9 protein-coding genes are annotated in these 12,779 nt (G+C 39.3%); 4 read left to right on the top strand and 5 right to left on the bottom strand.

All coding sequences use genetic code 11. From position 1 onward, the window contains the following. Positions 1-2 precede the first annotated feature (2 nt). The 5 genes from HMPREF0850_RS08550 to HMPREF0850_RS08530 form a co-directional block, all read right to left on the bottom strand. Positions 3-920, bottom strand: coding sequence for a metal ABC transporter substrate-binding protein (locus tag HMPREF0850_RS08550; protein ID WP_000747422.1), 918 nt, complete (start codon positions 918-920; stop codon positions 3-5). Positions 921-1,115: 195 nt separating this feature from the next. Beyond that, the gene (locus HMPREF0850_RS08545; RefSeq protein ID WP_000700241.1) at positions 1,116-3,653 is read right to left on the bottom strand and encodes a pneumococcal-type histidine triad protein; all 2,538 of its coding nucleotides are present in this window, start codon (positions 3,651-3,653) and stop codon (positions 1,116-1,118) included. A gap of 256 nt (positions 3,654-3,909) precedes the next feature. Continuing rightward, positions 3,910-5,643, bottom strand: a complete 1,734-nt coding sequence (gene ptsP, locus HMPREF0850_RS08540; RefSeq protein ID WP_000138129.1) for a phosphoenolpyruvate--protein phosphotransferase — start codon at positions 5,641-5,643, stop codon at positions 3,910-3,912. Between the two features lie 5 nt (positions 5,644-5,648). Then, positions 5,649-5,912 (bottom strand): phosphocarrier protein HPr, encoded by a 264-nt coding sequence (locus HMPREF0850_RS08535; RefSeq protein ID WP_000146948.1) that lies wholly within the window; start codon positions 5,910-5,912, stop codon positions 5,649-5,651. A gap of 461 nt (positions 5,913-6,373) precedes the next feature. Then, entirely contained in the window at positions 6,374-7,594 is a 1,221-nt protein-coding gene (locus HMPREF0850_RS08530; protein WP_000661899.1) for an alpha/beta hydrolase family protein, read from the bottom strand. 652 nt (positions 7,595-8,246) lie between these two features. On the opposite strand from HMPREF0850_RS08530, the gene nrdH reads away from it, so the two are divergent. The 4 genes from nrdH to HMPREF0850_RS08510 all read left to right on the top strand — a co-directional run bounded on the left by nrdH (position 8,247) and on the right by HMPREF0850_RS08510 (position 12,770). After that, positions 8,247-8,465 (top strand): glutaredoxin-like protein NrdH, encoded by a 219-nt coding sequence (nrdH, locus tag HMPREF0850_RS08525; protein ID WP_000259240.1) that lies wholly within the window; start codon positions 8,247-8,249, stop codon positions 8,463-8,465. 80 nt (positions 8,466-8,545) lie between these two features. Further along, complete coding sequence (gene nrdE / locus HMPREF0850_RS08520; protein ID WP_000523267.1) at positions 8,546-10,705, top strand: class 1b ribonucleoside-diphosphate reductase subunit alpha; 2,160 nt, start codon at positions 8,546-8,548, stop codon at positions 10,703-10,705. 195 nt (positions 10,706-10,900) lie between these two features. After that, positions 10,901-11,869, top strand: coding sequence for a class 1b ribonucleoside-diphosphate reductase subunit beta (nrdF, locus tag HMPREF0850_RS08515; protein ID WP_000451377.1), 969 nt, complete (start codon positions 10,901-10,903; stop codon positions 11,867-11,869). Between the two features lie 133 nt (positions 11,870-12,002). Beyond that, positions 12,003-12,770 (top strand): DeoR/GlpR family DNA-binding transcription regulator, encoded by a 768-nt coding sequence (locus HMPREF0850_RS08510; RefSeq protein ID WP_000917582.1) that lies wholly within the window; start codon positions 12,003-12,005, stop codon positions 12,768-12,770. Positions 12,771-12,779 lie beyond the last annotated feature (9 nt).

Here is a 12,779-nt window from a genome sequence, read left to right as displayed (position 1 = left end):
CCTCATTTTAATTCTTCTGCAAGAACATTCATATTTTCTTCTAGATTTTCTAAGTAAGTTTTATCATTTTCGGGGTCTGCTTCCAAAGGATTGAGTGTTTTTAGATTAACTCCTGTTGATTTGACCAAGGTTTCAGCTACTTTAGAGGAAGCATTGCTTTCAGTAAAAATTGTTTTGACCTTATAGGTTTTGACAAATTCTTGGATTTCTGTCAACTGTCTCGGACTTGGCTCTTGTTCAGGGGAAATCCCAGCTATACCGAGTTGTTTCAAACCAAAGCGTTTAGCGAGGTATGAAAAGGCTGTGTGTTGGGTAACAAAGGTCTTTTGGCTCGCTTTTTCAAAAATAGGCTGGTATTTCTTAGTCAATTCTTGGGCTTTAGCGATAAAGTTTTTGGCATTCTTTTGATACGTTTCCTTATTAGCACTGTCAATCTCCGAAAGTTTGTCAGCGATAATCTGTACCTCTTCACCTGCTTTTTCTGGATCTAACCAAGTGTGAGGGTCGTAGAGTGTTTTTTCATCAATACCGTCACCAGCTTCAACATCTTCCAAACCTGGTACACGCTCCAACGTCATTCCTTCAGAAGCTTCTAAAACTTTAACTTTTGAATTTTTCAAGTTAGGATCTAGACTTCCAGCCCAAGATTCGAGCGTATGAGAATGGTAGACAAAGACATCCGCATCATAAATGGCAGCAATGTCATTTGCTGACGGTTCAAAGGAGTGAATCCCACTACTTGACTGAATCATCCGTACATCATTCAAGTCCCCCGATACCTCTTTGACCATGGCATAGATTGGGTAAAAACTTGTTACAATCTTCATCCCTTTTGCTTCTTGTTTTTCTTTTTGGCTACATGCTCCTAATACAAGAACCAAGAGACCTGCCACTAATAATAGAAATGTTCTTTTTTTCATCATTACTCCTTAACTAGTATTTAACCGTTTAATTAACTAGTAAATAGTTTATCTTTATTTACACTATATGTCAAGATATTTTACATATTTTCATGAAAAAAATGAGAATTAGAACTTACATTCTATTCTCATTTTCGATTTTATCTTTTCTAGATCTCCTATCCTGTTTTTAGGATCTAGAAAATGCTTCTACCTTTACTTGCTCTCCTTTAATAAAGCCAACAACTTTTCAGCATCAGCCATAATGGTATTGTTATCCTGAGCACCAAATAGCAGGTTATTTTTTAAGCCAGTGAGAGTTTCTTTGGCATTGGACTTGATAATGGGGTCTTGGATCTTTGCAAGTAGCTCTTCAGCCTCTCTCAACTTCGCTTCAACCTTTTCAGTCTCGACCTGAGGTTCTTCTGCTTCCTCTGGTGATTCTTCTTCCGGCTCCTCAGTTGGTTTTGGAGATTCTGGTTTCTCACTTTGAGGCTTCTCTTCGCGTGGCTTTTCTTCCTCAGGTTTGTCTGTCCGAGGTTTCTCCTCTGATGGTTTTTCCGTTTGATTGGTATCAGCTTGACCATTTTGGTTTCTTTGAACATGGTCACTTGCATTGCCCCAACCACTATCTGAATGCGGACGTTCGTTTGGATGTTCGACATAGTACTTGACAGTCGCAAAGAGATCTTCTAGACTATACCCCTTAGGTGCCTCATAAAGTCCTTCGTCAAACCACTCAAATTTGATGTTATGGTAATGATCATAATGAGGAATGATTAAACTACCGTTTTTAACTTCCACGGTATGTTGGAGATTGTAAGGCATACGATCAAGCGGCACCTTCTTAGCTGCTTTCACGCGGTTGTAGATAGCTTCTGCTCCTTTAGCCTCCGTATTTCCTGGATTCTGATGGTCTGTTGAAGGAGGAGTCAAACCTTTCTCTTTAGCATAAGCCTGGGCTGCCGCTCTTTCGGCTTCAGACAAACTATCTTTTTTAATCCAATGGCTATGGGTCATATGTGGAGTTACATAGGCATCCCCCTCATCACTGGTGATATCACGAGGATCAAAGATATAGCCATCTTCTGTTGTATACTTGCCTGCCAACTTGGCTACCTGAATCTCATCATCAGTGTAGGCAAGTTGCGCATTTGGTTTTCCTAAACGTTCTGGATGACGAATCGGTGCTAGGAAGGCCAGAATATCATCCACCAACTTGACTTTATCACTTGAGGCATCATTGAGGCGGTCCAACAGTTTATCCAAAGTGTCAAAATCAGCTTGGCGCCCTTTATTATCAAGTAAGTCTTGATGAACTCTTGCTAGCAAGTCATAAGCCTTATTGTAAAATCCTTGATCACCAGATGGGAGGTTGGTTTTCTTAGCTCCTAGCTTATGAGCTAAACTTTCTTGTTTGGCTAGTTTACTATCAATGGCTGCAGCAGTTTCTGATGAAAGTTCCTTAGCAGGAATATAACGTGAGGTTCCATTCTCCTCAAAGACATAGCCGTCAGCTACTTTTCGAATCGCCTGTTTGACCAATTTTTCGTCAATTGGATTACTTGGAGTTGGTTGAGGAGTTGGTGCAGGTTGCGGGCTTGGACTAGGTTCCGGAGTCGGTTGTGGACTTGGTTGTTCTGGTCTTGAATCCGGCACCCTATGGTTCGAACTGTACTGTAGAGGAATAATACGAGCGATTCGTTCTTCCAATTCAGACATCTGTGAATAAGGGATGAAATGGTAATGGTTCCCATGAGGCACAGCAACTCCTCTAGCTGTTCGACTTGTAATCTGTGCTGGGTCGAAGACAAGGCCATCAGATTCTACGTGTCGTTGGCTGAATGGCAAGGCATAAAGTTGTTTCAGAAGGCCATCAATATCCTCATCACTTTGACTTACTTGGCTATCGTCGCTACTGTTGTTAGCTGTGTTCGTGTTCGTATAGCCACTGCCGTGATTATTATAGGATGGGATCCATCTATCTACATCGCTGCTAGCACTGTTGTTATTGGTACGGCGATAAGTAGGCGTATTTGATTGGCCACTTCTACCAGATAGAAAGGCTTCTGCAGCAGCCAATTCGCTGGCTGATAACTCACTCTTAGGAATGTAATGGTAATGGTCGCCATGAGGAACGATATAAGCATCACCAGTATCTTCAATGATATCGGATGCATTAAAGATGTAACCATCATCTGTGGTGTAGCGTCCCTGTGAACGTGCCAAGGCTACCGCACCATCGTTTGCTGAAGTCCCTCTTTCACGATGCTGACTATGTTCTTGTTTTTGCCGATTGATTTCTTCTTTTGTACGGACATTATCCGCATGGGTTGCATCCTTAAGGTAAACATAGTATTTTCCATCTACCTTGATAACATAACCACCCTTGATTTCACTGATAATATCCTCGTCCTTGAGCTGGTAGTTTGGATCCTTCATCAGCAACTCTTCACTGATGATAGCGTCATAAGGGACTTTGCCATTATAGTAATGATAGTGGTCGCCATGCGAAGTGACATAGCCCTGGTCTGTTATCTTGATGACGATTTGCTCCGCATTGATGCCTTCTTTCTTGCTGACTTCATCAGGAGTCAGATTCTCCGTTTTTTGTGCCGCCTGTTTTCCATCTATATAGGAAACACGATTATTTTCTTTGACTGTTCTGGCTTGATACAGTCCCAACTCGTAAGAACAAACACTTAAAATCAAGGCTGCCGCAGAACCTGCTAGGTATTTTTTATTAATTTTCATCGAAGCTCTCTTTCTTTTTGATATTTCTAGTTGCAATTCATTTCTAAATTGCAGAAACTCCTCTCTAATAGTTAACTGGTTAATAGTTTACTCCTAAATTTGCAACTTGTCAAGAATTTTATGAACCAGTTAACGTTTTTTGTTTTCTACACTACTTTCTATCTGAACAGTCTGATTTGAGAATCCTATATTGAAAATCAATCACTAAATTTTTAAAGCAAAAAATCCCTGCAACCGAGTTGCAAGGACTTTTTGATTAATCAAAATTAACGTATTCTTTTTGAAGTTCAAGAACTTCTTCCATTGTTGAGCATTCTGTAAGGGCACGGTTTGCGTACTCTTCCATCTTAGCTGTGTCGAGTTTCTTCATCAAGCTACGTGTACGAAGTACAGATGTTGCTGACATAGAGAACTCATCCAAGCCCATTCCGACAAGGAGTGGAACAGCTTGTTGATCACCAGCCATCTCACCACACATACCAGCCCATTTCCCTTCAGCGTGAGCTGCTTTGATAACGTTGTTGATCAAGCGAAGGATTGATGGGTTATATGGTTGGTAAAGGTATGAAACTTGCTCGTTCATACGGTCTGCCGCCATTGTGTATTGGATCAAGTCATTTGTGCCGATTGAGAAGAAGTCAACTTCTTTAGCAAATTGGTCTGCAAGCATTGCTGCTGCTGGGATTTCGATCATAATACCAACTTGGATATTATCCGCAACTGCAACACCTTCAGCAAGAAGGTTTGCTTTTTCTTCGTCAAAGACTGCTTTAGCTGCACGGAATTCTTTCAAGAGCGCAACCATTGGGAACATGATACGCAATTGACCGTGAACTGATGCACGAAGAAGGGCACGGATTTGTGTGCGGAACATAGCATCTCCAGTCTCAGAGATAGAGATACGAAGAGCACGGAATCCAAGGAATGGGTTCATTTCGTGAGGCATATCGAAGTAAGGAAGTTCCTTATCTCCACCGATATCCATTGTACGAACGACAACAGGTTTACCGTTCATTCCTTCAAGTACAGCCTTGTAAGCTTCGTACTGCTCGTCTTCTGTTGGGAAGTCTTGAGAATCCATGTACAAGAACTCTGTACGGTAAAGACCAACAGCTTCAGCACCGTTGTCATTGACACCTTCAACGTCTTTTGGAGTACCGATGTTGGCAGCCAATTCAAAGTGTTTACCATCAGCAGTTACTGTTTTAGCGTCTTTCAAGAGCGCCCATTCAGCTTTTTGTTTCGCATAAGCTTCACCAGCAGCCTTGAATTCAGCTGCTTGCTCATCAGTCGGGTTGATAATAACCTCACCTGTGATACCGTTAACGGCAAGAATGTCACCGTCTTTAACGATTTCAGTGATGTTGTTTGTACCCAATACTGCTGCAATTTCAAGCGTACGCGCCATGATAGCTGAGTGGCTTGTACGTCCACCAATGTTGGTTACAAAAGCTTTTACAAAGTTTTTGTCCAACTGAGCTGTATCTGAAGGAGTCAAGTCATGCGCAATCACGATTACTTCTTCATTGATAGAAGCTGGGTTTGGCAATTTTTTACCAAGGAGGTTTGCCAATACACGTTTTGTCACGTCGCGGATATCCGCTGCGCGTTCTTGCATGTATGGGTTGTCTTCCATTCCTTCAAAGATAGTGATAAACATGTCTGTTACTTCTTTCAGACCTGCTTCTGCATTCACTTTCTTCGCACGGATAGTTTCTTTAATTTGGCTGATCATTTCAGGATCAGCAAGCACCATTAAGTGAGCGTCAAAAACTTGAGCTGCTTCTTCACCGAGCGTACCTACTGCTTTCTCGCGAATAACAGAAAGCTCGTCTTGTGATGCTTGTAGAGCGGCATCAAGGCGAGCTTCTTCTGCGTTTGTATCTTCGACTGTAATAGTCTCAAATGACAAATCCGGTTGAACGAGTAGATATGCTTTTGCAACTGCAACACCATCAGATGCTGCGATTCCTTTAAGCATTTCTGTCATTTTCCTTATGCCAATCCTTCTTTTTCCATAGTTTCAGTGATAGCAGCGATTGCGTCGTCAGCATCTGCACCTTCAGCTGAAATTGTAACGTCAGCACCTTGGCCAACACCAAGACTCATAACACCCATGATAGATTTAAGATTTACTGATTTACCTTTGTATTCAAGAGTGATATCTGAAGCAAATTTGCTAGCTGTTTGAACCAACAATGTTGCTGGACGCGCGTGAATACCTGTTTCTGCCACTACGTGGAAATCTTTAGAAGCCATAGTTTGACTCTCCTTTAGTTATTTCTTTTTTGAGTTATATGTGATAACCCTTACAAGACTGTATTATATCACCTTCTAGATAATTTTTCAAGTATTTTATGGACTTTTACTGAAAATGAAATTACTTCTTTTTCTATTAAATGAGCACTCTAGTAACTAAATAGCATATCTAAACACTAATTGTTCAAAGAATGTCATCATCAAAATTCAATTTTCAAAGCTATTTTCCCTTAATACCAATCAGAGGACAATCCTAGTAAATAATGAAATAATACTATTTAACTATAATTAATATAACTCAGTAAATCCATTATTTGAAAAGACTTCATCAAATCCTGAAATTCTAAAACCTACTCTTACCATCAACAGTAGAGAATTTATCCAATTTGCTACTTAAAGTAAAATAAGTTTGTAGCCCCTAACAGTAAAAAGGTAGATATATCTAAGTGGTATAAGTAGAACTAAAACTTTGATTGATTCCATTCAAATAAAGTATCCAACCAATCAAAAACGACATTATGGGCGAGTCTTAGATTATTGACTTGGCAATGAGCGTCCGCACCACTTTCCGCCTCAAATACTTGAAGTTTAGTTTGTTGATTTTTAGATTTAAGTTCTTCATAAATCACCTTAGTTTGATGCTGCAGTTCAGCACCCTCACCCTTTCCCATGATAAAAAGGCATGGACATTGAATTTTTTGGTAATCCACAATCTTTGCATGGTTAAATACATCATCAATAGCACTCTTAAAATCAGAAGTACCAAACTGCCATGCATACTTTTTAAGATTTAAATTTGCTGATTCATTCCAATTTCCAGCTAATTTTAAAATGGCATTTATTAACCAACTAGGTGCTTTCAAACTTGATCCAAATTCTTTTCTGAAAAGTTCTGCAACGTCGTAAATAGGGGTACTAGCAATCCAAGCATGAATTCTTGGATCCTTTTCGACAGCTTGTGCAGTAAAATATCCCCCTCCGCTGACACCATAAATAGCTAAATAATTTAGTTTAGGATTTCTATTTTCCAACCAGTCTATGCATAATGAAATTGGAATAGAAGCATCCACATCAAAGACCAGCCCTCTACTAGGATTGCTCCCTTGACCAGGAAGATCAACCATTAAAACATTATAATTTCGTATCCATCCAGGATATCCTGCAAAGTAAAATAAATCTTCGCGATAAGTATCACCTCCACCAATCATGATTATCGTTGGGCAATTATCGTCGCTATGAAGATAATAACCAGGCAAGTAAGAACCCTGATAGGGAATAGTTAATTTTTCAATCGGTGCACCTAGTGAATGAATTGCACTAGAAAACACCTTCTCCATTTGACGAACGGTCGGTAAATACTCTTCAGAAAATGGATCGGTAAATTGGATTGCCGAGCGAAGTGAGTAGGTCTGTGCAAGATAATACTGCGCCTTTGTTTGTTCACTCAATCCTGAATTACTTGCTTCTTGTTCAAGGTAGTTTACATGCGATAAAAATACATTTTTCCAGTCATCAGGCTTTGGTGAGTTCCCCAATCTTTGAGCAAGATAATAAAGCTCTCCATGAGAGAAACCAAAAATTTCACCGATTCCTAACAACCAATTGAAGAAAAAATCCGTATCACCATTCTTAAAAAATATTTGAGTCGATTGCCGTTTTAAAATAACATCATTTTCTTTCACCACGCGCCTCCTAATTCTGTGTTCTTTCATTCATTTAATCTAATTATAATCTGATAACATTCTCTATCAAACAAAAGCATTCAGATATCCATTTTTTAATCTTATAATCACAGATAGTGTATCACATAAAATGAACTTTTTCAAACATTGTATTTATATACTCCTTATGAAAGGATACGAAACTCATAAGTATCCTATATAAAATTAACCAATGATCCATTTTTATGAATACATCATAATCTGTCATTTCCACTTTGGTTATATTTTAGATATTCTAATACAAAATATTGGGACATCTTGTGTAGAAAATTTCTTTTTTTCGTAAATATTACAGTTTCTATTTTATTAAAGTATTGTCTCAGCTAGACTTATTCCTGTTCTTACGATTTTTGCTATTTTCTTCGTTTTCCTTTCTGATAACTTGCTGAAAATCTTCTATTTATCTTACCAATATACAGTATATAGTTTTTTTGTTTTGATAAACTTTGATAGTTCAATGAAAGCCAAAGCTTATGTTTTAAAAACCACTATATCTTGTATTTGGTTTTTAAAACTGTAACTTTTAGGCACAAGATTTAGTTTAAAAAGTTTGACAAAGTTTTTTTTTCTGATATACTAAGAAAGTAATCAAATTTTATGAGGAGTTACGAAAATGGTAACGGTTTATTCTAAAAATAATTGTGTACAATGTAAAATGACCAAACGTTTCTTGGATAGCAACAATGTCGCTTATCGTGAGATCAATCTCGACGAGCAACCTGAGTACATCGATCAAGTTAAAGAGCTCGGTTTCAGCGCAGCTCCTGTTATCCAAACACCAACTGAAGTCTTTTCAGGCTTCCAACCAGGAAAACTGAAACAATTAGCATAATCTTAGTACATCATCCAGAAGAAACTGCTTCTAGGGCTAACTTAGAGGCCTTTCTTTTGTAATTAGATAAAGGAAATTTTATGGGATTAAAACATCTTGAGGACGTGACCTACTTCCGTCTCAATAACGAAATTAACCGTCCTGTTAATGGACAAATCATGCTTCATAAAGATAAAGAAGCCTTGGATGCCTTCTTTAAAGAAAATGTAGTTCCAAACACTATGGTTTTTGATTCAATCACTGATAAAATCAACTACCTCATTGAACACAACTACATTGAAACAGCATTTATTAAGAAATACCGTCCAGAATTCTTGGAAGAATTGTCTCAATTTATCAAGGATCAAAACTTTCAATTCAAGTCTTTCATGGCTGCCTATAAGTTCTATAATCAATACGCCTTGAAGACTAATGACGGTGAATATTACCTTGAAAGCATGGAAGACCGCGTCTTCTTTAACGCACTTTATTTCGCAGATGGTAATGAAGCGATTGCGACTGATATTGCCAATGAAATTATCCACCAACGCTACCAACCTGCTACTCCTTCCTTCTTGAATGCTGGACGTGCTCGTCGTGGTGAGTTGGTATCTTGCTTCTTGATCCAAGTAACGGATGATATGAACTCTATCGGACGTTCCATCAACTCAGCTCTTCAACTTTCACGTATTGGTGGTGGTGTGGGAATTTCCCTCAGCAACCTTCGTGAAGCCGGAGCTCCTATCAAAGGTTATGAAGGAGCAGCTTCTGGTGTCGTACCAGTTATGAAGCTTTTTGAAGACAGCTTCTCTTACTCTAACCAATTGGGTCAACGTCAAGGTGCTGGTGTTGTCTACCTCAACGTCTTTCACCCAGATATCATCGCTTTCCTTTCCACTAAGAAAGAAAATGCCGATGAAAAAGTTCGTGTTAAGACCCTTTCGCTTGGTGTTGTGGTGCCCGATAAATTCTACGAATTGGCTCGTAAAAATGAAGAAATGTACCTCTTCAGCCCATACTCTGTAGAGCTTGAGTACGGTGTGCCATTCAACTACATCGACATCACTGAAAAATATGAAGAATTAGTAGCAAATCCAAATATCCGCAAGACAAAAATCAAGGCGCGTGATTTGGAAACTGAAATTTCTAAATTGCAACAAGAGTCTGGTTACCCTTATGTAGTCAACATTGATACAGCCAACCGTGCTAATCCCGTTGATGGTAAGATTATCATGAGTAACTTGTGTTCTGAGATTCTTCAAGTTCAAGAACCAAGCTTAATCAACGATGCTCAAGAATTCCTTCAAATGGGAACAGACGTTTCATGTAACCTTGGATCAACCAACGTGGTCAACATGATGACTTCACCTGACTTTGGTCGTTCTATCCGTGCGATGGTTCGTGCTTTGACTTTCGTTACAGATAGTTCACACATCGTAGCTGTTCCTACTATCGACCACGGAAATAGCTTGGCCCACACCTTTGGTCTTGGTGCTATGGGACTTCATAGCTACCTTGCGCAACAACTCATCGAGTACGGATCACCTGAGTCAATTGAATTTACAAGCATCTACTTTATGCTTATGAACTACTGGACCTTGGTGGAATCAAACAATATAGCCCGTGAACGTGGTATCACCTTCCACAAGTTTGAAAAATCAGACTATGCTAACGGAAGCTACTTCGACAAGTATGTGACAGGCGAGTTTATTCCAAAATCAGACCGTGTTAAAGAACTCTTTAAAGATGTCTTTATCCCAAGTGCTGCTGATTGGGCGGAACTTCGCGAAAAGGTTCAAGCAGATGGTCTTTATCACCAAAACCGTCTAGCTGTTGCTCCAAATGGTTCTATCAGTTACATCAACGATGTTTCTGCTTCTATCCACCCGATTACGCAACGTATCGAAGAACGCCAAGAGAAGAAAATCGGTAAAATCTACTATCCTGCTGCAGGTTTGTCAACAGATACTATCCCTTACTACACTTCTGCCTACGACATGGATATGCGCAAGGTGATTGATGTTTACGCTGCTGCAACAGAGCACGTGGACCAAGGGCTTTCACTCACTCTCTTCATGCGTAGCGACATTCCAAAAGGTCTTTACGAATGGAAGAAAGAAAACAAACAAACGACACGTGACTTGTCAATCCTTCGTAACTATGCCTTTAACAAGGGTATCAAGTCTATTTACTACGTTCGTACCTTTACAGACGACGGTGGAGAAGTCGGTGCTAACCAATGTGAAAGCTGTGTGATTTAACTTTAATCGGAGCCAACTAAATTCCCTCAGATTACTGATTAAAGGATTACACTAGAATAAACTTGGATAAGCATCTAAAATACTAGGAAAAATGAAAAGTCGGTCTTCCGACTTTTTGTGCGATACTCTTCTCAGACTATGATAAAATAGAGAAGATTCCTTCATCGCATTATTACATACAGAAAGAGATTTCAAATGGAAACTTACTACAAAGCCATTAACTGGAATGCCATCGAAGATGTCATCGACAAATCAACTTGGGAAAAGTTGACGGAGCAATTCTGGCTCGACACGCGTATCCCCTTGTCAAATGACCTTGACGACTGGAGAAAACTATCAAACAAGGAAAAAGACTTGGTAGGAAAAGTCTTTGGTGGTTTGACCCTTTTGGATACCATGCAATCAGAAACAGGGGTTCAGGCTCTTCGTTCAGACATCCGTACACCGCATGAGGAAGCTGTTTTTAACAACATCCAATTTATGGAATCTGTCCATGCAAAATCCTATTCTTCTATCTTCTCTACCTTAAACACCAAGGCTGAGATTGAAGAAATCTTTGAATGGACCAACACTAACCCCTACCTACAAAGAAAAGCGGAAATTATCAATGAAATCTATCTCAATGGTAGCCCACTAGAAAAGAAAATTGCCAGCGTTTTCCTTGAAACTTTCCTCTTCTACTCTGGTTTCTTTACCCCACTCTACTATCTCGGTAACAACAAACTGGCCAACGTTGCGGAAATCATCAAACTGATCATCCGTGATGAGTCTGTTCACGGAACTTACATTGGTTACAAATTCCAACTTGGTTTTAACGAATTGCCTGAAGAGGAGCAAGAAAAACTCAAAGAATGGATGTACGACCTGCTCTACACCCTCTACGAGAATGAAGAGGGCTATACAGAAAGCCTCTATGATGGTGTTGGTTGGACCGAAGAAGTCAAAACCTTCCTTCGTTACAATGCCAATAAAGCTCTCATGAACCTCGGACAAGATCCCCTCTTCCCAGATTCAGCTGATGATGTCAATCCTATCGTCATGAACGGTATTTCAACAGGGACTTCTAACCACGACTTCTTCTCTCAAGTCGGAAATGGTTACCTCCTTGGTGAAGTTGAAGCTATGCAAGATGAGGATTACAACTACGGTTTGGACTTAATTTGACCAATCATTCAAAATATCATGGTTTGTTTAAAACAACCATGGTATTTTTGTTTTGTTTTATTTTGTTTTTTTCTATTTGATTGATTGAGCGTTTTATGGTAAGATAATAATAGTAGAAATCGAGGTGATAAGGATGCTAAAGCAAGAAAAACTAGATAGTATTCTAGAAGCAGTAAACACAAAAGGCACTATTACTGTAAAAGAGATTATGGAGAGTCTTGATGTGTCAGATATGACAGCTCGCCGCTACTTACAAGAATTGGCAGATAAGGATTTGCTTGTTCGTGTGCACGGTGGCGCTGAAAAACTTCGTACAGGTTCTCTCTTAAACAACGAACGCTCAAATGTTGAAAAACAAGGCTTGCAGATTGCTGAAAAACAAGAAATTAGCCGTTTTGCAGGTCATTTGATTGACGAAGGTGAAACCATTTTTATCGGGCCAGGAACAACCTTAGAATGTTTTGCTCGTGAACTCCCAATTGATAATATTCGTGTTGTAACAAACAGTCTTCCTGTTTTTCTCATCCTAAACGAACGAAAACTAACAGATTTGATTTTGATTGGTGGAAATTATCGCTCTATCACTGGTGCTTTTGTGGGGACACTCACCTTGCAGGATTTGACCAACCTTCAGTTTTCTAAGGCTTTTGTTAGCTGTAATGGCATTAAGGATAAGGCTATTGCCACTTTCAGTGAGGAAGAGGGCGAAGCCCAACGAATTGCCTTGAATAATGCCAATAAAAAATACTTACTGGCAGATCACAGTAAGTTTAATAAGTTTGATTTTTACACTTTCTACAATATCTCAGAGATTGATACAATCGTTTCAGATTCCAAACTGAGTCAGGAGACATTTGAAAATCTATCGAAACAAACAACCATTCTTTTATCAAAACCATAAAAAATTCCC

The sequence above is a fragment of the Streptococcus sp. M143 genome, from assembly GCF_000162495.1.
In the GTDB taxonomy this organism is placed as follows: Bacteria; Bacillota; Bacilli; order Lactobacillales; family Streptococcaceae; genus Streptococcus; species Streptococcus dentisani.
Note: the sequence above shows the minus strand (reverse complement) of the source record. Positions and strands in the feature narration are given on the sequence as shown.